This window comes from Bacteriovorax sp. HI3, assembly GCF_059738875.1.
Genome location: NZ_AP026946.1, coordinates 2,182,262 through 2,208,322, shown reverse-complemented (window position 1 = coordinate 2,208,322; position 26,061 = coordinate 2,182,262). Strand labels below are relative to the sequence as shown.

Here is a 26,061-nt window from a genome sequence, read left to right as displayed (position 1 = left end):
TTTATTGGTCAAGTTGTAGTAATCTCGAAGTAACTCCTTGGAATGTGATGGAAATTCTATTAAAGTAGGGCATAAGAATGACAGAAGAGTTGCCCGATTATTGGGGCACATTTGAGAGTGAAAATTATTTATGGCCAACCCAATTTACGAATATGAATTAACTATTTTAGAACAACACCTTGATACCTTCGGACACGTTAATAATGCCGTTTATTTGGAGTTATATGAAGAGGCCCGTTGGGATTTCATTACTAAGAATAAACTTGGTTTAAAAGAGATCCTGGAGACCAAAGTGGGCCCTGTGCTCTTAGACCTAAACCTTACTTTTAAAGCGGAATTAAAAAACCGCGAGAAAATTAAAATCGTCTCTCAGGCCCGTCCGGAAATGAGAAACAAATTTGTCATGATTCTCGATCAAAAGATGATTAAGGAAGATGGCAAAGTCGCTTCGACATTAACTCTTTCTGTTGGAATGATGGATCTTGCTCAACGAAAACTTATTTCACCAAGTGCAGAGTGGCTACATGCTCTGGGGCTTGAAGAATTCAAAGAGCCTTAGTTCTTTTCTTCATCAAAAAGTCTTTTTAAGCCTGACTGTACATAACGATTTGAGATGATCTCAAAAATAGAGGCGGTATTATCGGTGACGATATCACTGTTTTTGTATTTGTAGTTTTTATCACTCTCATCAGCAAAATTCTGAACCATTTGTCCATTTCCACCCGGAGAAGCTTCAGCAAAATTTAGGTTGAGAGAATTCTTTTTTTTCTCAGACTTGCCGTTCGCAAGACCTTTTCCGCCAGAGACTTCGATCCCAACTTTTGCTTGTGCTTGTTTGAGCAGGCTTTCAACTGCAGAGTTTTCACTTCTAGAAGATGCGATATTTGAGGCCATCGATCGTGAGTTTGCAGCTTTGTTGATATTTCCTTCTCCAAATGTGGCCTTCGCTAATCTTCCAACATTTTCTTCAGTGATTTTTGGAATATCTCCCACTTTTGAGGTATCGATTTTAGAGATCATCTGATCACTGAAGCTTCTGGCATTAAGGGCCTTATTGGCCAGGGAAGCTGAGTCCAGACCATTTAAATAAGGATTACCATTAGCAGCGTTTGAAGTGGTTGCTAATAAATCTTTTAGGCCTGTCGAAGTGGCAAAACCAGCGGTCGCTGTTTCTGTAGGAATAGACACCGTCGTCTCTTTTTTACAAGCGTTGTTTCCTTTTGCATCGATGAGCTTTTTACATTTACAGTTTTCATCAAACTGACCATTAATCAGGATACATCCGGCCACGTCGGCAGTATAGGCTTCGTTGGCATAACCAGAAGAGTCTCCGGCAAGCAGGTAAGTGTCCTTGGCCCATAAATCAATACATGTTTGTGAGTTTGTGCGATTAGTGTTTTGTTTTCCTGCTTCAGTATAACAGTAACACTGCGGCTCAGTGATTGAGTCCCTGCCATTAGGGCAGTGATTAGCGTATGAGTCTTTAAAAGTCGCAATCATCTTATCAATCTTTTTGATATTTTCCTGCGATTCTTTTTCTTGTTTATCAGCATTCTTATAAAGGATTCCAGAATAGATTGTCCCGATACCAGAAACGATCAGAACTCCGGCCGAACTCCCTAGGATTTTTTTATAGTCAAAACCGCTGGCACTAGCTGCATCAGCAGCTTGCACTGGAGTTAATCCCGCTTGCAAAGCAAAGAGAGTTAAAAATAAAAATGTCAGCAGCCCTTGTTTCTTCATATTTATCTCTAAGTTCTTATCTGAGGCGGATTGACGGCCGGAGCTTCTTTTACCGGTGCCGTGGCAGGTTGTGAGACCTTTGTTTTGCCTTCTTCAGCTCCTTCTTCTGCTGGTTTCGAACAATCCGGACTCTTTGCCGGCCAGATAAGTTCATAGGCCGCAAAACCAGCAGCAAGGGCGTACCCAGCTGTTAAAAGCATGTTGCGCTTTTTTTCTAGCTTGGCAATTTCCACAACTGTCTGTTGTTCTTCTTTTAAATACTCGAAGGCCTTTACTTGCCCTTGATAACCATTAGTCGTCGTTTCAAGTTTATATTTTCCTTCAAGAGCTTTTACTTTATCTTTTGCTTTTTTCTTCAGGTAAAGATCGCTCGCCAGTCCTGCCGCGGCCGTAACTCCCAGGATATTTTTTGATGTGCAAGAACTCCCTTTTAACTCAAAACCATTTTCCATAATCAAGCTGCTAACAGCATAAGCTGCGGCCGCACCGTTCATCACCATTGAGCCAGTAGTGTTTCCTTGATTAAGTTTTGAAGCATCTGAAGAGAGCCCTGTCTTTTTTTCTACGCTGGCCAGGTGACATTTTTCTTTAGCGGCAGCATCTTTTAAGGCACCACAGTCTTTGGCCTCATTGCGAGTCTCTCTGGCCGCTGCTTTTCCTACGCAACGATTGAGGGTTGTATTCCATTCCATTGATGTGTTTTTGGCACACGCCGCTTGTTGATCGGCGATATACTTATCAGCGCTAGCATCATCCATGGCCAGAGATACACTTTGGGCAAAGAGAGAAAATGCGATAAGTAAACAACCAAGTTTCATCATATTTCTATTATAGGGTTTAATTGTTTTCACCATTTATCTTTTCGGTCTAAAGCCTTCCGGGCCTTAAATTTTAATAGGATAATCGGGGTCATCAAAAATCATTGTCGACTTAAAAAGTAGGCAATTTGAAAGGGTTTATGTTAGGGTGCGCTCATGAAAACAATAATTTTTGGACTTCTTTTTGTAGTCTCACTAAGTGCTCATGCCCTGACTGCTTCGGACCTTAAGGCCGGAGACGTCGTGCTCTTGTCGCTTAACTGTTATGAGTGCCGAATGATTGAATCTGAGACTGAGTCTCTCTTTTCTCATTCTGGAGTCGTGGTTGTCGATGAAGAGGGCCGCACCCGCATCGCTCAATCCCTGGGAAGACTGGATCATTTCTCTTTTGCTGAATTCACAAAAAATATTACGCCGGGAACATTCGTTCACGTTTATAGACCTAAAGAACTTAAAAATCTTACGAAAGAAAAGCGCGCTCTTTTAGAAAAAGTGATGCTTGATGTGTTCAACGAGAAATTTAAAAACGCTCCTTTTGATTCAAAATACATCTGGAACAATTTTAATGCGAATGGAGTCGAGTATCTTTACTGCTCAGAATTCATTGCTAAATTCCTGGATCATTTCCTTACGAAAAAAACAATCACAGCACCAATCAGTTATAAAAAACATTACGACTATTGGAGTAAGTATTTCAAAGGCCAGGTTCCTGATGGAGAATTAGGAAATTCACCGGCCTCATTTTCAAGAGATGACAGATTTGAGTTCGTTGGAAGAATTTAACCGCTATTATTCTACTGGCGGCAATCCTCCTGTGACCAGAAGCCTGCTGGACTTCTTTCGCACATGTGTGAAAGAAAGAATGCCAGAAAAGGCCCGTATTCTGGAGCTGGGATCGGGGACTCGTTCACTTTTTGAAGAGGTCTCACTTCCCAGAGAAAGAGTGACGGCCATCGATTTTTCCTCAGTGGCCATCGAGCGCGCAAAGGCGCTGGGTTCTCCTATTGAGTATAAAAATCTCGATATCACTTTTCCTGACGCCCTTGAGGGAGAAAAGTTTGATGTGATTTTTGATTCTCACTGTCTTCATTGCATAGACAATAGAGCGGCGAGAGTGAGTGCTTTTAAAAATATCCACGATGCCCTAACTGAAGAAGGGATTTTCTGTGCAGAGATGATGGTTCAGCCGGCCCATAACAGTGTGAGTTTCCCAATGAAATTCATCCCGACGGCGCGAGAATTAGAAGAGGAAATTTTAAAACATGACTTTCAGATCGTGTATTTTATGATTGGAAGGGGTCTTAGTTTTGAGAATGGAAATCAGGAATGTGATCTTCTAAGAGTGATAGCAAAAAGAAAAGTATCCGCTTAAAAATAAAAAGCCCGCTTTCGCGGGCCCTTCACACAACAACAAACACTATCCTTTCGGAGGATTTTAGGGTTGGCGCCCTAAAAATTAATTATAATCCTTTGGATTCGGTCTTTTCTCAGTAATTCTGGCCTTTGTCAATTTGCCCACTACCACCTCTGAAACTTCTTCAGGGTAGATGATTTCTTCGCGAAGCTCGATGTTCTCGCCAGCCTCTAGTGATTCTAGCACTTTAGAGCTCTCATGCAAGCTTAAATTGCGAAAAGTTTTTCCTGTGTGCGTCTTAATTGCGATAACGTCCTGCGCCTTAAGATCTAGTGAAGCGTGAGCTCCAAGTGACAGAAAACATAATGCTAATAGAATGAGTCCCTTCATAAATGACCTCCTGATTAATTCGATCCAATCCTTGATCGTTATTCTGACAAGAGGTAATACAGGATTCATGCCAACTAAAATGCTCAACTTTTCTCGGTTTTGGTGTCAAAGGGGACTGTTTTGATCCGTTTTGTCATGGATGGGGTGGGGCCACTCTAAATCTGGGGCCAGAATGAGTCCGGCCCAGAGTTTAAGTGTAAGGTTGGGGGTTATTTAATAACCGAAAGGCATAAGTCTTCACTCTCGATCATTTTTTCAATTTCTTTTTGAGTGTATTGCCCAAGATGTTCAGCAATCAGGTTGAAGAGGGCCTGGTCTTCGTGGTGGAAGCGATCCAGCGAGGTCTCAACCTTAAAAACTTCACAGAACCTCTGCCAGAATTTTTCTTCAACAGCAGCGAGGGCCACGTATTTGTGATCCTTTGTCTGGTAAAGCGAGTAACAAGGATAGACTCCATTGTGCAGGAATCTGTTTCTTCCAAGCTTTCTGTCGGCCTCTGGCCAGAAGATCCCCAGGACTTCTTCAGTTACTTGATCGAGGTATGTTTTTACGAATTGAGTTTTGTTTTCTTTTGTCGCCTGGATATAGGCCGCTAAAAGATCTGTCGCTCCCTTGTGCCCAAAGCTGATTCCAGCGATCGGTAAAAAAGGAGGATCGATAATTTTTTCTTTTTGTCCTGCCACGTAGAGAGATAAGAGACCAGTCATCGCCATGGCATTGAGATCGTGCATTGATTTCTTTTCAGTTGCGCTGGCAAGAAGTTCAATGACGACCATTGGTTTTTTTAATGTTAAATCACTATCACTGATTCTTAGCTTCTCTCTCGTCTTTGGAGGAATCCCGACAATCACAGCATCGGCATTCACCACTAACTGATGGATTTTTTCCTGATCAGCGCTCGAGTTAAAATCAAAGCGCTCGATTTTTTTTCCGCGGTTTAAATTCTCATACCAGGAAACAAAACTTGAATCGAATTTAGCAAAGAGTCCTGAGAGAAAAGGGTCCTGGAAAACGTGGTCTTCAATTTTTACGACGTCAGCACCTAAATCTGTCAGAATTTTTCCACACAGAGGACCTGGAAGCCTGTGGCTTAGGTCGACAATTTTCATTCCTTTAAGAGGTTTAAAAGCACTCATTACGACGGCTCTCCCGGAGTCAGAACTTTTACAAACTCTTCGAAACCATCGCCTTTAAGTTCACACGCATTCATCGTGCAGATTTCAAACATCTCTTTTCCGTTTTCGCCATTGTGGTAATCAAGGACAAAGCGCGGAAGGAAGAATGGGATAAATTTTAAGTAATCTTCTCTTTGCGCCCACGATTTTGGAAGCTTCATCACTCGCATTGCTTCTACTGGATAAGTAAGCGCGCGCAGTGATTCACCAGCTGAAACCGGGTTCACTTTTAAAACCGTGTGAGTGACAGAGTCTTTTAGTGCCAGCATCGTATCCAGGTAATCGCGATCAGAGAATAAAACAGCAGCTCTTCTCATTAATTGAATGTAAGTGGCCACTGGAGATTTAAAAGAGGCATCGAAGTAGTTGTAGTCCTGGTTTGGATACAGTTCAAAGTGCTCTGATAATTTTGCTCTCGTTCTCATTTGGTCGCCGTTTAAGAACTCTTTTGAAATAAAGTTCATAGCATCCTGGAAGTTTTGCTTGAAAACTTCATTTGATGAAATCTCATACAGTCTTAGTTGTGATTCAGCAAAGAAGACGAAGTCTTCAAGGTAAGGATGAGAGAACTCCACAGTTGTTGTGTGTCTCATCTTCATGCCGCCTTCAGCGTTTGTTAAGAACGTTTTAAAGACTCCTTCAATCGTTGTATTGATCAGGTTTGAGGCCATGCGCTTGATAACGTCAATTTGCGAGTATTGAACCACATCAACTAGAGCTGAAATCAGCATAAAGTTCCAGCTAGCGACACCTTTGTTGTCAGTTGCTGGCGGCATGCGGTCTTTTCTTTCGTTAAGGACTGCACGTCTTACTTTTCTAATGATGTCCCAGTTTTGCTGTTGGTAGAACTCTTCTTTTAATTCAGGATTTAATGAAACAACATTCAGGTTGTGCTCAAAGTTTCCTTTCGAAGAAATCTGGAACCACTTTTTGATGGAGTCCATATTTTTAGCAAGCGTTTCTTCTTCATCGTCATTTCTATTGAGCAGGTCTTCAAACTCTTCTTCCGTGAATGTGAAGTAAAGCCCTTCAACTCCTTCACTGTCGGCGTCTTGGGCCGAGAAGAAATGGCGAAGTCCATTGACGTCATCTGAAAGCATTTCTTGCTCTAAATAATCAAGCGTGTTGATCAGTGTATCGAAGACCAGTGGAGAAGGATAAACTAAGCTTAACTTAGTCATCGTTCTTAAGAATCCCGCCTGGTCATAAAGCATTTTTTCAAAGTGAGGCACTAACCATTTTTCATCCGTTGAATAACGGTGAACTCCACCGCGAGCGTGGTCGTTTATTCCACCCATCAGCATGCGCTCAAGAGAGTTGACGATAAATTCGCCGTGCTCTTTGGCGATCATCCCTTCAAGCATTTGCTCCAGGGCCCATTCATAATAAGCAAAAGTTGGGAACTTCGGAGCTGCTCCGTATCCACCCCAGGTTGTATCGCGGAATTCTTTAACCGCTTCTAAAATCCCATTTGGGTGAGGGAAGTGCCCCTCAAACTGCACGTCTCCCGGAGGAATAGATCCTTTTTTAATCGCTTCTGTTACTTGAACAGCATTTTTTTCGACTTGTTCTTTTTCATGATCGTAAGCGCGCTTAAGTTCCATGATTAAAGCAGGGAAGTTAGGAGCGTTGTCCTTAGAAGTGAGTGGATAGTATGTCCCCACATAAAAAGGACGCGTGTCCGGCATTAAAAACGCTGATAGCGGCCATCCGCCAGAGCTTCCAAAAAGCTGTGCGGCCTTCTGGTAGTAGTTGTCGATGTCTGGAAATTCTTCGCGGTCTACTTTAATAGCGACGAAGTTATCATTTAAGAATTTTGCGACTTCATCATTAGAGAAAGACTCATGGGCCATAACGTGGCACCAGTGGCATGACGAATACCCAATCGATAAAAAGATCGGTTTATTGTTTTTTTGAGCGTACTCCAGGGCCTCAGGTCCATAGGTCCACCAATGGATAGGATTGTCCTGATGTTGTCTCAAATAAAGTGATTTTGCATTTTTCAAACGATTAAAGTTTAGGGAAGAACTCATTTGTTGGCCTTTGTGATAAAAAACTAAGACCTTAATTATAGGACAGGCCCTCTCATAAAGGGAAGAAATTATTGATTATGCACATCAGTGAAAAAAATTTAGGATGACATCTATTGTCTAGACGGGAGTTGGACCTTTTGGATAAAGATCTCTTCATGAAATTTTTAGGCGTGGTAGGCATGACCCTTATCCTTGGAGGTCTTTGGGGACTTTCGGGTGTGATTGCTGAAAACAGATTAAAAGAATTAGAGGCCCAGGGGCACATTACTTACGGACCACTTCCGGCAGTAGCACCTCAGAGTTACTCTTACGAAGGTCTTCACCAGGCCTTTGACCCATCTTTACCGCTTAAGCGCGCGGGTGAACTTTCAAAAGCAGAATTTGAAGAACTTATCCTGACATCACTAAACCCTGAGATGCAAAAAGGACTGAAGCCTTATATTGGTTCAGTGCTTAACTTCTCTGTTGAATACCAAATGGACCCGTTTTGGATTATTTCCATCATTATGGTGGAGAGTAATTTTAAACTTGATGCCCTAAGCCCGAAAAATGCACGCGGTTTAATGCAGATCAAACCAGACACGGCCCAACATCTTTATCAATTAATGCAAAAAAATTTAACAGAAGATCAGGTGGCAAAAAATCTTTATCACCCGGAAGAAAATATTGAAGTCGGTGTTTTTTATTTAAAAAAGTTACTTCAGAACTTCCGCATGAACTATCGTTTTGCGACAGTTGCGTATAACATCGGGCCACAAAAACTAAGAAACCGTCTTGAAGAAAAAAGTTTAGATGTAAACAACTTCTCGTATCTAGTTAAAGTTAAAGACCGTTACGTGACTTTAGCGCAGAATTTCTCTGCTACAATTAAAAATCGTCCTCATCCATACGAGGGAACGTACGTGTATTCTGAGCAAGGTTTAAAGCTTGAAGAGAAGATCGTAGATCTCTTCAGCAACTCTACTTCAGAGACTCTTACGGCTTCTTCGCACTAATATAATCTCTTTTAATTCCTTACAACTAGTTCATAGCGTCTTTTTTTATTACGCCGGTCTGCTAGATTTATACGATTGAAATTTTCACTTGGACGATTAACCCTATGTCTCAAAATAACGAGTTTGCAAAGATCATTGCGATTGATGGACCTTCTGGTTCTGGAAAGTCTACAGTTGCGAAGGAACTTGCCCGCGCCCTAGGCGTACTTTATATCGACACTGGTGCCATGTTTCGCGCACTGGGATTCTATGCTGATCAACAAAAGATTGAACTGGTTGAAGGCGTAGGCTTAACTCATTTTTTAAATTCTATCAAAATGGATTACGGTGTTTCATCGACATGTCTTATTCGCATCAACGATGTAGACCTGACTGAAAAAATCCGCGAGCACCATGTTTCAAAACTGGCCTCAATCATCTCTCAACTTCCTTCAGTGAGAAAATACCTTCTGGATTTCCAGCGCTCACTGGCGATGAATAAAGTTTGTGTGATGGAAGGCCGTGATATCGGAACAGTGGTTTTCCCGAATTCATTCTGCAAGTTCTTTATCACTGCTTCAGTTGATATCAGAGCAGAAAGAAGGCTTAAGCAACTTCAGCAAAGCGGAGATAACTCCGTTACCCTTGAACAGATTAAAGACGACGTAAGAAAGCGCGACGAAACAGATATGAACCGCGTGGTTGCGCCGTTAAAAAAAGCTGACGATGCTATGTTGCTTGATACAACAGAACTCGACATCAATAACATCATCAATATCCTATCTAATGAAGTGAAGTTTAGAGCGGCCCACTTGGGGTTTTCTCTGGGTTCTAGCACATGAACGTATTGATCAATAGATCAGATGCCATCGGCGATTCAATTCTCACGATGTCCATGGCGAAAATGATTAAAGACAAACATCCAAATGCGAAAGTTGTTTTTATCATTTCCGCCAAAACGGCAGATGTATTTAAAGATCACCCTTACGTTGACGCTTATAAAATTTATCATCGCAATGCCCGCTTTTACATCAAGATCAATGAGATCTTAAAGATCTTCCGTGAAGTAAAACCAACTCATTATTTTTTTGTGGGCGGTGGTTATCTGCCGAATTTTGTCGCCTGGCTTTTAATGATTCCTTTTAGAGGTGGATTAAAGTCGAGATGGCACACTTATTTGTTTTTGAACAAAGGTGTTCGCCAGAAGCGCTCAATGGTGACCATGCATGAGATGGAGTACAACTTAAATCTCCTGGCGCCAATGGGCATTGATTACAATTACCAAGACAAGGAAAAGTACGCTCCGGAAATCTCGATGAGTGAAGACGAAAAGCGAGAGGGGATGCTGGACTTTTATAAAGACCTTGAGGCCGAGGGAAAAACCACCGGACTTAAAATGGTTTTTATCCACCCGGGAATGACTGGCCATACACTAAATTGGTCGCCAAGAAATTACGGGCGTCTGGTTTTAAAACTGGAACAAAAATTTCCAGAAAAATTTCTGTTTGTGATTTCGTTTACACCAAGTGATGACCTGTATGTAAAAGGCATGCGCGAAATCCTGGATCAAAAAGAAAACGAATCACTGCAAAACCGCATTTATTATTTTAACGGTGTTAAAAAAGGTCTTCGCCATTACATGAGCATCCTGAGTCAGGCGTCTCTGTTTGTCGGACCGAGTACCGGGACAACTCACATCGCGGCCGTTTTAGGTGTGCCGGTTGTGGGGTTATACTCGCCAATTAAAATTCAATCGGCCCTTCGTTGGGGGCCATTGTCAAAGAATTCTGAAAAGACCAGAATCTTAGTACCCGATGTTATTTGCGGGGAAGTTAAAAAATGCGCTGAAAGGGCGTGCCCATACTTTGAATGTATGAGGAAAATTGAAGTTGAAGATGTGGTCAAGCAGGCCACAGCGATTATGGAATTATAATGAAAAATTTAATCACTCTTGAACGCTTTAACGAAATCACCCAAAAATTTAATGCTCTTTCTCCCATCATCGTTGTCGGAGACGTAGGGATTGATAAATACACTTTTGGAGAAGTTAAAAGAATCTCTCCAGAGGCACCAGTGCCTGTGTTAGAAGTAACCAAAGAATGGCTAAAGCTTGGTCTTGCAGCCAACATCTCACACAACTTAAAAACGCTTGGGGTTCAATCAACTCTTTGTGGTGTAGTTGGAGAAGACACGAATGCAGCTGTGTTCGATACTCTTCTAGAAGACGAAAAACTTAATACTTGGGGAATCGTCAGAAGCTCAGGTCGCCCGACGATCTTTAAAGAGCGCGTGACAACAAACACTCAACAAATTTGCCGTATCGATTACGAATCGAGCGAGTATGTTGATGAGGCCACTGAAAAAAAATTAATGAGCCGTTTTGATGAATTCTCAAAAACTCACTCGGCCGTCATCATTGAAGACTATGCTAAAGGGACGCTGACAAAAAATGTTATTGCCCACCTGATTGCTGAATTTAAGAGCAAAGGAAAGTTAGTTGCTGTTGATCCGGGAAGATCAACACCTCCGCTTTTTTATAAAGGCGCCAATCTTTTAAAACCAAACTTAGCTGAGGCCCGCGCCATGGTTGAGAGCCTTGGTTACAAAGAAAAGAAAGTCGAACAAATGGCAAAAATCCTGGTTGAAAAACTAGAAGTCGATAAACTCGTCATCACTCTTGGTGGAGACGGGATGGCCTTGATGGACGTAAAAAATGGCGGAGAGCTTACAGTGATTCCTACTGTGGCCAACGAAGTTTTCGACGTATCAGGGGCAGGAGACACGGCCATCAGTGCTTTAACATCGGCACTTTTAGCAGGCGCTACACTCGAAGAAGCGGCCTGGATTGGGAACTGTGCTTCCGGCGTTGTCGTTGGGAAAAAAGGCACGGCCACTGTTGATCTTAAAGAACTCAAAGAGTTCTACGATCAAATCAAGGCCAAAATCCGCCACTAAAAAATCGTGTAAAAATTACTTGACAAAAATGATTCAAGGCGTTAGATTAGACCTGTCCTTAGGCTGTATGGGTCTTTAGGATAAACCCGTGGAAAAGGGCGATGATTTTCGAAAGGGGATCAGAGCAAAGCTTAAGACCTTAGGGGCATTATCATGGTGCTTGATGGTTTTTTAGGTTGCCGAAACGGTAAAGACGGCTTTCTTCGTTAGACGAACGGGTCGGCGGTGTGTGGCGAGCACATTTAGCTGGAAGAAGGTGTTAGGTCTTTGGGAGGAGTTTTTGGGTCCGTAACGACGTTCAATCGTTTTCTAGCTTTCTAAACCGACATTCATTGATGATCGGGCAAGCACCTCAGGAGGACTGGCCAGATGACGAGAGACAAAGGTCCTTGAGTGAAAGGCCTTAATTAAAAGTTGTTAGACTAAAAACTTTAAAATTTAAAAAAATTCAATTTTTTATAGAAGGGCGAGACTAGAGTTTCTCGCCCTTTTTTATTTTGTCTTTTAAGCTGCATGCCTTGCCAAATTCGCGGCGTCATGGAAAAATTTTGCCTTTAAAACGACCCTCTTACATCAAAGGTAAAAATTCATGGCCCACGATCTAGAAAAAGCGAAACAAGACTTTCTTGCCAAGCTTGCCCCACTTACAAAAGAAGCAGACATTCTCAATTTAAAATCAGAATTCGTTGGAAAGACCGGCGTTGTTTCTGAAATGCTTAAATCGCTCAAAGATATGAACCCGGAAGAAAGAAAAACTTTCGGACCAAGAGCTAACGAACTTAAAGATTTTATCAACGATCAGTGTAACCTTCAGCTTTCAAAAATCGAAGTTGAAGAGATCAATAAAAAATTAGCTGAAGATAGAATCGATATTTCTTTAACTGACAACATTCAGGTAAAAACAATAAAGAGTGGTGGCTTCCACCCAAGAACAATCATCCAGCAGGAAATTGAAGACATCTTCCTTTCAATGGGGTTTGATGTTTTAGATGGCCCACACATCGAAGATGAATTCCACAACTTTGAAGCTCTAAACATTCCGGCAGATCACCCTGCCCGCGATATGCAGGATACTTTCTGGTTCCACGACCCGCATACAACTCCTGCTGATACAAAAAAATATTTACTAAGAACTCACACATCAAATATTCAGGTGCGCGGGATGCTTTCAAGAAAGCCGCCTTTTAGATTCATCGCTCCGGGAGTGGTATTCCGTTCAGAGAGAACAGATGCTTCTCACGAAATGGTGTTCACGCAGCTTGAAGGGATGATGGTTGGAAAAGACATTTCGGTGGCGAACCTGATTTATTTCATGAAGACCATCCTAAAAGAAATCTTCAAAAAAGACGTTGAAGTCCGTCTGCGCCCGGGATTTTTCCCATTCGTAGAACCTGGATTTGAGCTGGATATCAGATGCCTTATCTGTGAAGGAAAGGGCTGTTCAGTTTGTAAGCAAATCGGATGGGTAGAGCTTCTTCCATGTGGAATGATTCACCCGAACGTTTTAAAGGCCGGAGGAATTGATCCAAACGAATACAACGGATTCGCTTTTGGTCTGGGGCTAGATCGTCTAGTCATGATGAGATACGGAATCGATGACATCCGCCACCTGCAAAGTGGGGATCTTCGTTTCAACTCTCAATTTAAATTATTCTAATTTTGTAAGGAAAACATATGTTAATTTCTCTAGACTGGATTCGCGATTTCACTGATGTCCCAAATGTTTCAAGCAAGGACATCTATTCTAAATTCACGCTGGCAACTGCCGAAGTTGAAGACGTGCAAACTGTAGGCGAGCACCTTGAAAAAATCGTTATCGCTGAAATTTTATCATTCGAAAAACACCCTGAAGCCGACAAGCTTAACCTGGTCACTTTCACTATCGGCAACAACGATGTGAGAAAAGTTGTCTGTGGAGCAAGCAACGTAAAAGTGGGAATCAAAATCCCTTACGCTTCAATCGGGGTTAAACTTCCAAATGGCCTTTTACTAGAGCCAAAAAAGATCCGCGGCGTTCTTTCTGAAGGAATGCTTTGTTCTGAAGAAGAACTAGGATTCGCGGAAGAGTCAGAAGGAATCATGGAACTACCGGCAGATGCTCCATTAGGGGTAAACATGCTGACGTATTTCAAGATGAAAAAGGACACCATCCTGGATATCGACAACAAGTCACTGACTCACAGACCAGATCTTTGGGGACATTTCGGGATGGCCCGCGAGTTCTCAACGATTTTTGATATTCCTTTAAAAAACCGCTTCACAAAAGAGTGGAGTGACAACCTAAAGAAAAAATACACTAGTGAAAAATCGCCAATTGGTGTCCGTTTTGACGGTGAAAGTGCCGGGATCTCATACTTTGGTCTTTCAATGAAAAACGTGACAGTGGGCGAGTCTCCTGAGTGGCTTAAAAACCGCCTGAAGGCCACAGGTCTTCGCTCCATCAACAACATCGTGGATGTTTCAAACTACGTGATGCTGGAGCTTGGTATGCCTCTGCACATCTTCGACCGCGACCTGATCGCTGGTGGCGAAGTTGTGATTAAAAAACTAGCAGGTGAAACAACTTTCAAAACACTTGATGAAGTCGACAGAAAACTAATCGCTGGTGATACAGTGATTTCTGATTCAAATGGCCCTCTGGTTCTTGCCGGAATCATGGGTGGTCTAAATTCAGGTGTAAGTGAAAAAACAAAAAACATTTTTATCGAAGTCGCTAACTGGAAACCGGCCATGGTTCGCCGTACATCGACTCGCCTGGGGCTTCGTTCAGACTCTTCTCAACGTTTCGAGAAAACTCTGGACTCAAAGCTTACAGAAAGAACGCTTCTAAGAACTGTAGAAATGATCCTGGAGCTTTGCCCGGGAGCAGAGGTTGTGGGGAAAGCAGAATACGCTGGGATTGATTTAAACAGCATTCCGGTTCTTAAAATCGAGACAACTCTTAAGAAAATTAAAACAGTCCTGGGGTTTGATTTGACTGAAGAGCGTCTGCTTAATATTTTTTCTCACCTTGATTTCGAAACGACAAAACAAGGCGATAAATTCTTAGTCACAATCCCAAGCTACCGCTCGACAAAAGACATCGAACAAGAAGCTGACCTGATTGAAGAAGTGGGCCGTATTATCGGTTACGACAACATCACTCCAGGAAGTCCGCTAGATATCATTGCTCCAGTGAAATTAACTGAAATGCAAAAGGTTCAGCGCCGTGTGCGCGAGTTCATGGTGCTTCAAGCGAAAGCTTTCGAAACAATGTCATACCCGCTTATTGGAGAGTCTCTTCTAAAGAAAGTTTCATGGCCAGCGTCTACATCTCTAAAGCTGGTAAACTCGCTTTCAGTAGATCACAACTTAATGAGACCAAGCCTAATCCCAAACTTACTGGAAGTGTGTGAAACAAACGCGAAGAACTTCGATCGTTTCCGTTTCTTCGAGCTAGGGCGCTCTTATACAGAAGACCAAAAATCATTTGCGAAAGAAGCTCTACAACTAGGCGCTGTTTTCGCTGATAAAGAAAAGAATCCATACGTAGATATGATTAACGTCGTTAACAATCTTCTTTCTTCTCTTAATCTTTCTGCTGAATTCGTTGAGAGAAACGCAAAGTTTTCTAACCCGCTTGTTCCTACAGAGTGGATTGGGAATCATCCTTTCGAATTCCAAAACATCAGAGTGATGGGGAAGTTTGTAGGAGCTGTTTTCTCTGTACACCCAATGGTTCTTCGCGCTCTTAAAGTGAAAGGACACGTGTGTATCTGCCTTTTTGATCTATCTATGTTTGAGAATTTCTCAGCAAAAGATAAAACTAAATATAAACCACTTAGCAAATTCCCATCTTCTACATTTGATTGGACTGTAGTTGCGTCCCCAGAAACATTAGCTTCTGAGGTTCTTGGAGCATGCAAAAAAGTGAAGCTTAAAGAGCTGAAAGAAGTGCAAATTTTAGACATTTTCTCCAATGAAAATAAGAAATTTGTAACTATTCGTGCGACACTTGCCGATGAGGCCCAGACCCTAACTTCTGAGCTACTTAAGCAGGCAGAAACGGCTTTAATTGACGCGACTTCAAAGGCAGGTTTTAATTTAAAATAATTTTTTTAAAAAAAGATTGAAAAAAGTATTGACGATCTAATTGGGTGTCTATATTATCGCCTCTCACCAGCCAAGCAAACTGCTTCTGAAAAAACGAACGAAACACTTCGTTGCTGGATTTTGTTCTTTAAAAATTTAAATATAGAAAAAAGATTTTGAAGGCTCTGCCTTCAATTCAAGATGAGAAAGGTCCCAAACAAAAAATATCTGACGTAACTATTCAGTCACGCTGTTAAAAGCTCAAGTTGTAATAAAGTTGAAAGTGATAAAAAGTCGGAGCCAGTACATTTCCTGTCACTGGTAATTAATGAATAGATCAATCCGTATAGTAGTTTGTTAAATTAAATTTAAATCAAATTTTATATTGAAGCTTGGAGAGTTTGATCCTGGCTCAGAACGAACGCTGGCGGCGTGCCTAACACATGCAAGTCGAACGTGAAAGTCCTTCGGGATGAGTAAAGTGGCGCACGGGTGAGTAACACGTAGGTGACCTGCCTTTTAGAGGGGAATAACCAGAAGAAATTTTGGCTAATGCCGCATACGAAGCACGGTTTTAAGACTGTGCTTGAAAGAATGCCTCTGCATATGCATTCGCTATTAGATGGGCCTGCGGGACATTAGCTAGTTGGTGGGGTAAAGGCCTACCAAGGCGACGATGTCTATCCGGTCTGAGAGGATGATCGGACACACTGGAACTGAGACACGGTCCAGACTCCTACGGGAGGCAGCAGTGGGGAATATTGCGCAATGGGGGAAACCCTGACGCAGCAACGCCGCGTGAGTGAGGAAGGACTTCGGTCTGTAAAGCTCTGTTAATGTGGAAAAATGGTAGTTGGTCTAATAGGCCGATTATTTGATGGTACACATAGAGGAAGCACCGGCTAACTTCGTGCCAGCAGCCGCGGTAATACGAAGGGTGCAAGCGTTGTTCGGATTTATTGGGCGTAAAGCGCGCGTAGGCGGACCTGCAAGTCAGATGTGAAATCTCGGGGCTCAACCTCGAAACTGCGTCTGAAACTACAGGTCTAGAATCTCGGAGGGGGAAGGGGAATATCGCATGTAGGGGTAAAATCCGTAGATATGCGATGGAACACCAGAGGCGAAGGCGCCTTCCTGGACGAGTATTGACGCTGAGGCGCGAAAGCGTGGGGATCAAACAGGATTAGATACCCTGGTAGTCCACGCTGTAAACGATGAACACTAGATATTGGAGGATTTGACCCCTTCAGTGTCGTAGCTAACGCGTTAAGTGTTCCGCCTGGGAAGTACGGTCGCAAGACTAAAACTCAAAGGAATTGACGGGGGCCCGCACAAGCGGTGGATTATGTGGTTTAATTCGAAGCAACGCGCAGAACCTTACCTAGGCTTGAAATCCTACGAATCCCTTTTAAACGAGGGAGTGCCCTTCGGGGAATGTAGTGACAGGCGCTGCATGGCTGTCGTCAGCTCGTGTCGTGAGATGTTGGGTTAAGTCTCGCAACGAGCGCAACCCCCATTTTTAGTTGCCAGCATTAAGTTGGGCACTCTAGAAAGACTGCCTGGGCTAACCAGGAGGAAGGTGGGGATGACGTCAAGTCCTCATGGCCCTTATGTCTAGGGCTACACACGTAATACAATGGTCGGTACAAAGGGATGCGAACTCGCGAGGGGGAGCCAATCTCAAAAAACCGATCTCAGTCCGGATTGGAGTCTGCAACTCGACTCCATGAAGTTGGAATCGCTAGTAATCGCGGATCAGCACGCCGCGGTGAATACGTTCCCGGGCCTTGTACACACCGCCCGTCACACCATGGGAGTTGTTTTTACCTGAAGCCGTGGCCCTAACCGCAAGGAGGGGAGCGTCTACGGTCGAAACGATGACTGGGGTGAAGTCGTAACAAGGTAGCCGTAGGGGAACCTGCGGCTGGATCACCTCCTTTTAAAGGATCCAGCTCTATAGGAGCTTTATCCGGTCAAATTGTTTGGAAGACCTTTCTTATTTTTGAATTTATAGATTTTTATGTTCTTTAACATTGACATAACAGGATCAGATAGAAGACGAGAACCCATGTAAGTAACGAGAGTAATGCCCTCGTTATTTGAAATTAAATTAAATATAACTTAATAACAAAATGAAAAAAGCTATTAAGGGTGTATGGGGAATATCTTGGCAGCAAGAGGCGAAGAAGGACGTATATTAGCCAGCGAAATGCATCGGGGAGTCGGCAAATAGACTTTGATCCGGTGATGTCCGAATGGGGAAACCTTCACACTTGAAAGAGTGTGAACCATGTAATGAGTAAACTAGTTACATAGGAGCGAACGCAGGGAATTGAAACATCTTAGTACCTGCAGGAAGAGTAATCAAACGAGATTCCGGCAGTAGCGGCGAGCGAAATCGGAAGAGCCCAAACCAGAATACTTGTATTCTGGGGTTGTAGGACTCACATACGGAAAGGCAATTATAGGAGAACGGTCTGGGAAGTCCGGTCAAAGAAGGTGAAAACCCTGTATCCGAAATGATTGTCCTCTAGTGAGTATCCTGAGTAGGACGAGGCACGTGAAACCTTGTCTGAAGCTGGGGGGACCACCCTCCAAGGCAAAATACTACTTGCTGACCGATAGTGAACAAGTACCGTGAGGGAAAGATGAAAAGAACCCCGATGAGGGGAGTGAAATAGATCTTGAAACCATACACTTACAAACAGTCAGAGGGTTATTGTAAAGCCTGATGACGTACCTTTTGCATTATGATTCAGCGAGTTATGATATGTTGCGAGGTTAAGCCGTTGCAGGTGTAGCCGTAGGGAAACCGAGTCTGAATAGGGCGATTAGTAGCATGTCATAGACCCGAAACGGGATGAGCTAGCCATGAACAGGTTGAAGCGGGGGTAATACCTCGTGGAGGACCGAACTCGTGACGGTTGAAAACGTCTGGGATGATTTGTGGTTAGGGGTGAAAGGCCAATCAAATTCCGTGATAGCTGGTTCTCTCCGAAATGCATTTAGGTGCAGCGTCCGACGAATACCAATGGGGGTATAGCACTGACTTGGCTAGGGGGCTTACCAGCTTACCAAACCATATCAAACTCACAATACCATTGAGTACTATCGGGCAGTGACACGGCGGTTGCTAAGGACCGTCGTGAAAAGGGAAAGAGCCCAGACCATCAGCTAAGGTCCCAAAATCGTCGCTAAGTGGAGAAGGTTGTGGAATTACTTTGACATCCAGGAGGTTGGCTTAGAAGCAGCCACCCTTTAAAGAAAGCGTAATAGCTCACTGGACTAGTGATTCTGCGCCGAAAATGTAACGGGGCTAAAGTGACGTACCGAAGCTATGGAATATGTAAATATTGGTAGGAGAGCATTGTGTTTGCCGATGAAGGCGTACCGTAAGGAGCGCTGGAGGTCTCACAAGAGCTGATGCTGAAATGAGTAGCGATAAGAAGTGTGAGAATCACTTCCGCCGTAAATCTAAGGGTTCCTGGGCCAGGTGACTCCGCCCAGGGTTAGTCGGGTTCTAACATGAGGCCGAAAGGCGTAGTGGATGACCAACAGGTTAATATTCCTGTACTTAGTAAAAATCGTTTGACTAGATGGAATGACGGAGAAAGGTAGTGAAGCCACTTATTGGTTGTGGTTTAAGTATGTAGGGGGTCGATTAGGCAAATCCGGTCGGCGTTAACTCTGAGATACGAATACGAGCGCAAGCGAAGTTCATGATCCTCGGCTTCCCAGAAAAGTTTCGCTAGGAGATTTTTATTAACCCGTACCATAAACCGACACAGGTAGATGAGGAGAGAATCCTCAGGCGCTTGGGAGAACTCTTGTTAAGGAACTCTGCAAATTGGTGCCGTAACTTCGGGAGAAGGCACGCCTTTGATGGTAAGATCACTTGCTGGTCAAGCTGTTGGAGGTCGCAGTGAAAAGGGGGTAGCGACTGTTTATCAAAAACACAGGTCTATGCAAACACGTAAGTGGAAGTATATGGGCTGACGCCTGCCCGGTGCTGGAAGGTTAAAAGGAGAGGTTATCGCAAGAGAAGCTTTGAATTGAAGCCCCAGTAAACGGCGGCCGTAACTATAACGGTCCTAAGGTAGCGAAATTCCTAGTCGGGTAAGTTCCGACCTGCACGAATGGCGTAACGACTTCCCCACTGTCTCAACAGGAGACCCAGCGAAATTGGTGAGCGCGTGAAGAAACGCGCTACCCGCGGAAGGACGAAAAGACCCCGTGAACCTTTACTGTAGCTTGGCATTGGGTTTCGATTAACATTGCGTAGGATAGGTGGGAGTTTTTGATCCGTGCATTCCGGTGTACGGGGAGACAACCTTGAAATACCACCCTATGTTAATTGGAATCCTAACCTACGATCGTAATCCGGTCGGGGGACAATGTCTGGTGGGCAGTTTGACTGGGGCGGTCGCCTCCTAAAGAGTAACGGAGGCGCACGAAGGTTCCCTCAGGCCGAATGGAAACCGGCCATAGAGTGTAAACGCATAAGGGAGCTTGACTGTGAGGCAAACGAGCCGAGCAGGTGCGAAAGCAGGTGTTAGTGATCCGGTGGTTCCGAGTGGAAGGGCCATCGCTCAACGGATAAAAGGTACTCCGGGGATAACAGGCTGATCTCCCCCAAGAGTTCACATCGACGGGGAGGTTTGGCACCTCGATGTCGGCTCATCGCATCCTGGGGCTGGAGCAGGTCCCAAGGGTTTGACTGTTCGTCAATTAAAGCGGTACGCGAGCTGGGTTCAGAACGTCGTGAGACAGTTCGGTCTCTATCCTCCGTGGGCGTAAGAAATTTGAGTAAATCTGACCTTAGTACGAGAGGACCGGGTTGGACGAACCTATGGTGAACCGGTTATGACGCCAGTTGTATCGCCGGGTAGCTAAGTTCGGAAGGGATAACCGCTGAAAGCATCTAAGTGGGAAGCCTATTACAAGATAAGATTTCTATTAAGACAACTTCTAGACTAGGAGTTTGATAGGTTGGGGGTGTAAGAGCAGTAATGCTTTGAGCTGACCAATACTAATTTGTCGTTTTGCTTTTTTTTGATTACATGGGTTCTGCTTTTATTTGGTCTTGTTTTGTGAATGTTAAAAATGTTCAAAAATGAGGTTGATTTGTAGTGTTGAAAGACATATAAACAGCTTCGAAATTATAAGTTTGTTAACGATATATCCAGTTTGGGTGTGTTATTAGCGAAGAGGAAACACCCGATCCCATCCCGAACTCGGAAGTTAAGCTCTTCAGCGCCGAAGGTAGTGCCAGGGAAGCTTGGTGTGAGAAAAGGTCAATGCACCCTCTTATTTTATAAAAAGGCCCAAGTTTATCTTGGGCCTTTTTGTTTTTTGGAGTATCTAAAACGTCATGACAAAATCAACAAATATTCACATTGGCCACTGTACGTCCCCGCATGGGATTAAAGGTGAGTTTTCTTTTGTTCTCTATAATTTTGATGATTCTGTATTGGAAGATGGGATGACTTTAACTCTCACTCCAAGATCTCCAGAGAGCTCTGTTCCCCAAGATGGGAAAGAGTTTAAGATTAAAAGTATTCGCATTGGTAATAAGGCAATTGCTACGCTGGAAGGTGTGAGTGATCGCAATACTGTTGAGGCGATGATTCCATTTGATATTTATCTTGCTCGTGAAGCGTTTCCGGAGACGGAAGATGATGAGTATTATGTGAATGATCTTTTGGGTCTGGAAGTTTATCACTATTACACTAAGAGTCTCTTGGGGCGAGTGATGGATTTTTATGAGAATGGGGCACAGATTGTTTTAAAAATTAAAACAGACAAAGAAATTATCGAAGTGCTTTTTTTAAATCAATATATTCCAGTAGTGGATATTGAAGGTGGGCGATTGGAAATTATTCCTCCCATTTTCGTTGAGTAGTGAATGAAAAAAATTTGGATTATTACATTGTTTCCGAATTATTTTGATTCATTAATCAATTTTGGAATCACGGGGTCTGCTCTTAGAGGAGAGCGTGAGGCAAAGATTGAAATCAAGACAGTTCAGTTAAGAAATTACACTCCTAAAGATTATAAAGGCGTTGATGATTCTCCCTATGGAGGAGGTGTCGGCATGGTTATGCGTGCTGATGTTTTAAAAGAGGCGCTTTTAAAAGGTGTTGTTCAAGACGGTGGTTATGGTGAAGATTTTCGCCAGAAGCTGCACATAGTGTTTCCTGGGCCGCGCGGGAAAACGTGGAATAATGACTACTGCAAAGATTTTGCGGCGAGATTTTCTGTGCCGGATTCAAAAGACCTGGTGTTTATCTGTGGCCGTTATGAAGGCATTGATGAGAGATTTTTAAATCTCTACGTTGATGAGCAGATTTCTCTGGGGGATTTTATTTTAACCGGGGGAGAAATCCCAACGATGGCCATTATTGATTCAGCCTTGAGATTTTTTAATGGGGTTCTTGGGAAGCGTGAAAGTGCGGATCAGGAATCGTTTCAAAGTAATATGCTGGAGCATCCTCAGTACACGCGCCCGAAAATGTTTGATGGCGTAGAGGTTCCTGAGATTTTAACTAGCGGGCATCATCAGAATATTGAAAAATACCAAAGGGAAGAGGCCATGAGGATCACTAGACTTCACCGCCCTGACCTTTTAGAGAAGGATAAAAAATGAAATTGTACTTAGGACTGGTTCACCACCCGATTAAAAATAAATTAGGGGAACTGGTGACCACATCAGTAACCAACCTGGACATCCACGACATCTCGAGATCGTGCAGAACTTTTGGGGTGAAGAAATACTTCATCATTACGCCTTTTGTGGCCCAAACAGAGCTGGTTAATGAGATTCTGGGGCACTGGGAGCAGGATAAGGCCAACGCCTTTAATCCAGACCGTCAGGATGCTCTGGCGATTGCGCAGGTGGCTAAGTCCATCGACGATGCAGTCGCGGAGATTGAGAAGATTGAAGGGAAGAGACCTTTGATCGCAGTGACTGGGGCAAACTTTGATAGTTTTGACGGGGATGTGAAAGAATTGACAAAAAAGATGGAAGTTCTTAATATGCCTTGTTTTCTATTATTCGGGACTGGATGGGGGCTGCATCAGCTGGCGCTTGATAAAGCGGAGTTTAAGCTTTCACCAATTATCTCGAAAAATTCTGATGGGTACAATCACTTGTCAGTAAGGTCTGCGGTAGCGATTTATTTGGATCGTCTATTCGGAGAATAAAAAATTTTATCACCTACTCGGTTAAGAACAACACGGTGTTGGTCCTCTGGGAGTAGCTCAAAAATTGAGGAGTTCATATGAACTTAATCGACATTGTAAACAAGGATCACGCGAATCCTAAAGTAAAAGATCTTCCAAATTTCCAATCGGGAGATACAATCGCAGTACACACAAAAATCACTGAAGGGACAAAGTCTCGTATCCAGATTTTCGAAGGTGTTTGCATCGGTTTTAAACAAAAAGGCGACATGAATGGTCACTTCCGTGTTAGAAAAGTTTCTAACGGTATTGGTGTAGAAAGAGTTTTCCCTTTCCACTCACCAAACGTAGAAAAAGTTGAAATCGTTCAAAAAGGTAAAGCTCGTAAAGCGAAACTTTACTACCTACGTGAGAGATCTGGTAAGTCAGCTCGTATCGCTATCGATTACGATCGCAAAGAAGACTAGTTCTTATTTAAAAAATAAAGATCTTATAAAAAGCCCCTCGAAAGAGGGGTTTTTTTTTGTTAAATTTTCACCATGTTTGATTTCAAGTTTATGAGTAAAAAATCCCAGGAACATGAAGGCGCTTTTTTTATCGCTGGCTGTGATGAAGTGGGAAGAGGTCCTTTAGCGGGGCCGGTAGTGGCGGCGAGTACTTCAATCGAAGTTTTAAACTTTGATGAAAAGGAAATCAAAGCGCTGCTTAGAAAATTAAAAAAACTTGGGGTCAACGACTCAAAAAAATTATCGGCAGAAGCAAGGCTTGGCATTTTAGGCGAGCTCTCATTTAATGAGCTGTCGGCAAATCAAATTTATACGTTTCAGTATTCAAAAAACATCACTCTTAAAATTTTAATTAAAGAATTATCAGCAGGTGTGATCGATGAGATCAATATCCTGCAAGCATCTCTTCTGGCCATGAAGCAGGCACTTCTTGAAAGCGCTCCAGTGCATTTACCGGGAGTGATCCTGGTGGATGGGAATAAAAAACTTAAACATGAAGCTGATCTTCATGAGCAACATGCAGTTGTTGAAGGAGATGCAAAATCTCTGCTGATCGGGCTTTCATCAATTGCCGCCAAAGAATACCGCGATCAATTGATGAAGAGTTTGGGAGAAAAGTATCCAGGCTACGGATGGGAGCAAAATGCTGGTTATCCGACCAAGATGCACTTGGAGGCGATTTCGCTTTTAGGAGTGACTGAACTTCACAGACTGACATTTAAAGGAGTCAAAGAAGTTTATGCAGAAAGGGGATATGGTAGAGGCACAAGTCTCTAGAGAGTTTCATCGATTGGGCGTTCCGGCCCTGGTCTCTTCGCTCGTTCTTCGCGCACAAAACTTAGGTCAAATTGATATCGCTTATCTGGAAAGGACAGCGAAAAAAACATGGGTTCTTAAAATTATCGAGACAAAATCTTCTGTCTATCCTGCGCATTCACAGTTATTTCGACTTTTAAAAACACAAGACTATTTAAGTAGGGTTTTAGATGTCGAGTCAAAACTTGAAGTTAAGTTTTGCCAAAAAGCCGATCCTCCATTAACCTTTTAGTATGAAAAAAATAATTATCTCAACTGTTGTTTGTTTTACACTTCTCTTTTCATCTGTTTCACAGGCCGCTCTTGATCCAAAACTAAAAATGTTAGGGACAATGGCCGGGTATGGAGTTGTTGGGGGAGCACTTTTAGGAACTGCAACAATGGCCTTTGGAGCTAATGGACGAGCGATTGCAAAAGGAGCGTCACTTGGTCTTTATGCCGGGCTTATTTTTGGTGGGTATATTATTTTAAACTACGAAATGAAAAAGCGTGGTTATGGGCAAGAGACTAAAGAAAATTATTATCCAGACAGCTCTGGAGAATACGAAGACCCACAAGGGAATCTTTCTTTTCAATTTGATGAGTTCCGCCTGGCGCAGGTAGAAAATAAAAAGGACCCAAAAGTGGATCCTTCATTTTCTTGGAATTTTTTAAGTTACGAATTCTAAACCTGGTAAGTTTGTTTTCTGTTACCAAATTTCTGGTTTAGGTTTTCAGTTTCATCAGTATCAAACTGCTCTTCAATTAATTTGAATGCGTCGAAGTTATAAAGCTTAAAAACTTTTAAGAATTCTGTTTTTACGTTTGAAAGTTTTACCTGATCTCTGTTTTTATTCAGAATGTGAAGAGTCTCAACGAAGATGCCAATCCCTGAAGATCCTACGAAGTCCAGCGCGTGCATATCCAACGTGATCGTGCATGTTGGGTTCTTTTTTGAAAGTTCCTGCAGCTCTAAACGCAGTGGCAGTGAGTTTTCATAGTCTAGACCTCCAGACATATGAACAATAATATTTCCCTGCGAATCAGTGTGGATTTGAGCTTTCATGGCCATTTGTACGTTCCTTTTTAAAGGTTAGCTGTGCTAGAATGATTTTAGCATTAAATCAAAAGCGATTCTCCTGGCGTTAACTTTTGCCCTTTTCGAGGAGAACTATTTACAGGATTAATTTTGTCGGAATTAACACTCGTCACACTTCCCATTGGCAACACCGGTGATATCACAAGAAGAGCGCTGGCCGCTTTAGAGTCCGGACGCACTTTTTATGCGGAAGACACGCGCGTTTTTAAAGACCTCCTGAACTCTCTGGGGATTTCTTTCCAAGATAAATTTATTGATTCTTTTCACGACCAAAGTGTCGGGAAAATTGAGGTGATCGTCGGAAAAATTAAAAACGGCGAATCAGTTTATTTAGTTTCAGATGCAGGAAGCCCGATGGTCTCTGACCCGGCCTATCCGCTTTTGAAAAGACTTTTAGAAGAAGGCATTGAGATCAAGACTCTTCCAGGTGTCACTGCGGTTATTACGGCGCTGGAGCTCTCGGGTCTTCCTCCGCACCCATTTCACTTCTGGGGTTTTCTTGCGCGCGGGAAAGGTGAGAAGAAAGATTTTTTTAAAGGCCTTAACCGAGTCGTGGGAACGCATATTTTCTTTGAATCTCCTCACCGTATTTTTGAAACGGTTGAGCAATTTTTTGAAGTGAATACAGACAAAACCTTAGTTATTGCCCGCGAATTAACCAAAACGTATGAGTCTGTTTACAGGCTTTCAAAAAGTGATTTACCTAATCTCAAAACCATCGTCGTAGATAAAGGCGAGTTTGTTGTTCTTTTTCATAACGAAGTTGAAAACGGAAGCTCGGTTAATCAAGACGAGGTTAACGAGCTCATTAACGACTATCTGGAAAATGGTGGAAGCACTAAGAAGCTGGCGAAAATTTTTTCTAAGGTTCTCGGCAAGGACACCAAGAGTGTCTATGACCAACTAAGCCGGTAAGGTTAAGAAATAATTTTCCGCTGGAAGCATTCTCCTGTAAAATTATTTAAA

23 protein-coding genes and 3 rRNA genes are annotated in these 26,061 nt (G+C 42.9%); 20 read left to right on the top strand and 6 right to left on the bottom strand.

Annotated elements, in window-relative coordinates; genetic code table 11:
* Window positions 1-130 precede the first annotated feature (130 nt).
* Window positions 131-559, top strand: a complete 429-nt coding sequence (locus AC6JA8_RS10920; protein WP_497973818.1) for an acyl-CoA thioesterase — start codon at window positions 131-133, stop codon at window positions 557-559.
* Here AC6JA8_RS10920 and AC6JA8_RS10915 read toward each other — a convergent pair.
* Together AC6JA8_RS10915 and AC6JA8_RS10910 are read right to left on the bottom strand one after the other, a co-directional pair.
* A complete protein-coding gene (locus tag AC6JA8_RS10915; protein ID WP_497973817.1) occupies window positions 556-1,743 on the bottom strand; it encodes a hypothetical protein in 1,188 nt (395 codons plus the stop codon). The genes AC6JA8_RS10920 and AC6JA8_RS10915 overlap by 4 nt on opposite strands.
* Window positions 1,744-1,751: 8 nt before the next feature.
* Window positions 1,752-2,564 carry a hypothetical protein gene (locus AC6JA8_RS10910; protein ID WP_497973816.1) on the bottom strand — a complete coding sequence of 271 codons (813 nt, stop codon included), beginning with the start codon at window positions 2,562-2,564 and terminating at the stop codon, window positions 1,752-1,754.
* A 153-nt stretch (window positions 2,565-2,717) separates the two neighbouring features.
* On the opposite strand from AC6JA8_RS10910, the gene AC6JA8_RS10905 reads away from it, so the two are divergent.
* Both AC6JA8_RS10905 and AC6JA8_RS10900 read left to right on the top strand, forming a co-directional pair.
* Window positions 2,718-3,344: a C40 family peptidase gene (locus AC6JA8_RS10905; RefSeq protein WP_497973815.1), complete on the top strand. Its 627-nt coding sequence runs from the start codon at window positions 2,718-2,720 to the stop codon at window positions 3,342-3,344.
* On the top strand, window positions 3,313-3,933 hold the full coding sequence (locus AC6JA8_RS10900; RefSeq protein WP_497973814.1) for a class I SAM-dependent methyltransferase: 621 nt from the start codon (window positions 3,313-3,315) through the stop codon (window positions 3,931-3,933). Before AC6JA8_RS10905 ends, AC6JA8_RS10900 begins: the two co-directional genes overlap by 32 nt.
* An 84-nt stretch (window positions 3,934-4,017) precedes the next feature.
* Here AC6JA8_RS10900 and AC6JA8_RS10895 read toward each other — a convergent pair whose 3' ends face one another.
* The 3 genes from AC6JA8_RS10895 to AC6JA8_RS10885 all read right to left on the bottom strand — a co-directional run bounded on the left by AC6JA8_RS10895 (window position 4,018) and on the right by AC6JA8_RS10885 (window position 7,486).
* A complete protein-coding gene (locus tag AC6JA8_RS10895; RefSeq protein ID WP_102243851.1) occupies window positions 4,018-4,305 on the bottom strand; it encodes a hypothetical protein in 288 nt (95 codons plus the stop codon).
* A gap of 209 nt (window positions 4,306-4,514) precedes the next feature.
* Window positions 4,515-5,441 carry a CoA transferase gene (locus AC6JA8_RS10890; protein WP_497973813.1) on the bottom strand — a complete coding sequence of 309 codons (927 nt, stop codon included), beginning with the start codon at window positions 5,439-5,441 and terminating at the stop codon, window positions 4,515-4,517.
* On the bottom strand, window positions 5,441-7,486 hold the full coding sequence (locus AC6JA8_RS10885; RefSeq protein WP_497973812.1) for a thioredoxin domain-containing protein: 2,046 nt from the start codon (window positions 7,484-7,486) through the stop codon (window positions 5,441-5,443). Before AC6JA8_RS10885 ends, AC6JA8_RS10890 begins: the two co-directional genes overlap by 1 nt.
* Before the next feature lie 182 nt (window positions 7,487-7,668).
* Here AC6JA8_RS10885 and AC6JA8_RS10880 point away from each other — a divergent pair, with 182 nt between their 5' ends.
* From AC6JA8_RS10880 to AC6JA8_RS10805, 16 genes are all read left to right on the top strand, one after another.
* Window positions 7,669-8,508, top strand: coding sequence for a lytic transglycosylase domain-containing protein (locus AC6JA8_RS10880; protein ID WP_497973811.1), 840 nt, complete (start codon window positions 7,669-7,671; stop codon window positions 8,506-8,508).
* Window positions 8,509-8,612: 104 nt separating this feature from the next.
* Window positions 8,613-9,329, top strand: coding sequence for a (d)CMP kinase (cmk, locus tag AC6JA8_RS10875; RefSeq protein WP_497973810.1), 717 nt, complete (start codon window positions 8,613-8,615; stop codon window positions 9,327-9,329).
* A complete protein-coding gene (locus AC6JA8_RS10870; protein WP_497973809.1) occupies window positions 9,326-10,420 on the top strand; it encodes a glycosyltransferase family 9 protein in 1,095 nt (364 codons plus the stop codon). Before cmk ends, AC6JA8_RS10870 begins: the two co-directional genes overlap by 4 nt.
* On the top strand, window positions 10,420-11,442 hold the full coding sequence (locus tag AC6JA8_RS10865) for a bifunctional heptose 7-phosphate kinase/heptose 1-phosphate adenyltransferase (protein WP_102243845.1): 1,023 nt from the start codon (window positions 10,420-10,422) through the stop codon (window positions 11,440-11,442). The genes AC6JA8_RS10870 and AC6JA8_RS10865 overlap by 1 nt, the downstream gene beginning before the upstream one ends.
* Before the next feature lie 589 nt (window positions 11,443-12,031).
* Window positions 12,032-13,099 (top strand): phenylalanine--tRNA ligase subunit alpha, encoded by a 1,068-nt coding sequence (gene pheS / locus AC6JA8_RS10860; protein WP_497973808.1) that lies wholly within the window; start codon window positions 12,032-12,034, stop codon window positions 13,097-13,099.
* Between the two features lie 17 nt (window positions 13,100-13,116).
* Window positions 13,117-15,534: a phenylalanine--tRNA ligase subunit beta gene (pheT, locus tag AC6JA8_RS10855; protein ID WP_497973807.1), complete on the top strand. Its 2,418-nt coding sequence runs from the start codon at window positions 13,117-13,119 to the stop codon at window positions 15,532-15,534.
* 368 nt (window positions 15,535-15,902) lie between these two features.
* A 16S ribosomal RNA gene (locus AC6JA8_RS10850) occupies window positions 15,903-17,453 on the top strand.
* 195 nt (window positions 17,454-17,648) lie between these two features.
* Window positions 17,649-20,567, top strand: a 23S ribosomal RNA gene (locus tag AC6JA8_RS10845).
* A 135-nt stretch (window positions 20,568-20,702) separates the two neighbouring features.
* Window positions 20,703-20,819, top strand: a 5S ribosomal RNA gene (gene rrf, locus AC6JA8_RS10840).
* Together the 16S, 23S and 5S rRNA genes form the textbook arrangement of a ribosomal RNA operon.
* A gap of 65 nt (window positions 20,820-20,884) precedes the next feature.
* Complete coding sequence (gene rimM / locus AC6JA8_RS10835) at window positions 20,885-21,415, top strand: ribosome maturation factor RimM (RefSeq protein WP_497973806.1); 531 nt, start codon at window positions 20,885-20,887, stop codon at window positions 21,413-21,415.
* Between the two features lie 3 nt (window positions 21,416-21,418).
* Window positions 21,419-22,159, top strand: a complete 741-nt coding sequence (trmD, locus tag AC6JA8_RS10830) for a tRNA (guanosine(37)-N1)-methyltransferase TrmD (protein ID WP_497973805.1) — start codon at window positions 21,419-21,421, stop codon at window positions 22,157-22,159.
* Window positions 22,156-22,716 (top strand): RNA methyltransferase, encoded by a 561-nt coding sequence (locus AC6JA8_RS10825; RefSeq protein ID WP_497973804.1) that lies wholly within the window; start codon window positions 22,156-22,158, stop codon window positions 22,714-22,716. Before trmD ends, AC6JA8_RS10825 begins: the two co-directional genes overlap by 4 nt.
* A gap of 77 nt (window positions 22,717-22,793) precedes the next feature.
* Window positions 22,794-23,162, top strand: a complete 369-nt coding sequence (gene rplS, locus AC6JA8_RS10820; RefSeq protein WP_102243839.1) for a 50S ribosomal protein L19 — start codon at window positions 22,794-22,796, stop codon at window positions 23,160-23,162.
* 72 nt (window positions 23,163-23,234) lie between these two features.
* A complete protein-coding gene (locus tag AC6JA8_RS10815) occupies window positions 23,235-23,978 on the top strand; it encodes a ribonuclease HII (protein WP_497973803.1) in 744 nt (247 codons plus the stop codon).
* Window positions 23,941-24,249, top strand: coding sequence for a hypothetical protein (locus AC6JA8_RS10810; protein ID WP_497973802.1), 309 nt, complete (start codon window positions 23,941-23,943; stop codon window positions 24,247-24,249). The genes AC6JA8_RS10815 and AC6JA8_RS10810 overlap by 38 nt, the downstream gene beginning before the upstream one ends.
* A gap of 1 nt (window position 24,250) precedes the next feature.
* Window positions 24,251-24,685, top strand: coding sequence for a hypothetical protein (locus AC6JA8_RS10805; protein ID WP_102243836.1), 435 nt, complete (start codon window positions 24,251-24,253; stop codon window positions 24,683-24,685).
* Here the strand turns inward: AC6JA8_RS10805 and AC6JA8_RS10800 are convergent.
* Window positions 24,682-25,068 carry an STAS domain-containing protein gene (locus tag AC6JA8_RS10800; protein WP_497973801.1) on the bottom strand — a complete coding sequence of 129 codons (387 nt, stop codon included), beginning with the start codon at window positions 25,066-25,068 and terminating at the stop codon, window positions 24,682-24,684. The genes AC6JA8_RS10805 and AC6JA8_RS10800 overlap by 4 nt on opposite strands.
* Before the next feature lie 117 nt (window positions 25,069-25,185).
* On the opposite strand from AC6JA8_RS10800, the gene rsmI reads away from it, so the two are divergent.
* The gene (rsmI, locus tag AC6JA8_RS10795) at window positions 25,186-26,010 is read left to right on the top strand and encodes a 16S rRNA (cytidine(1402)-2'-O)-methyltransferase (protein ID WP_497973800.1); all 825 of its coding nucleotides are present in this window, start codon (window positions 25,186-25,188) and stop codon (window positions 26,008-26,010) included.
* Window positions 26,011-26,061 lie beyond the last annotated feature (51 nt).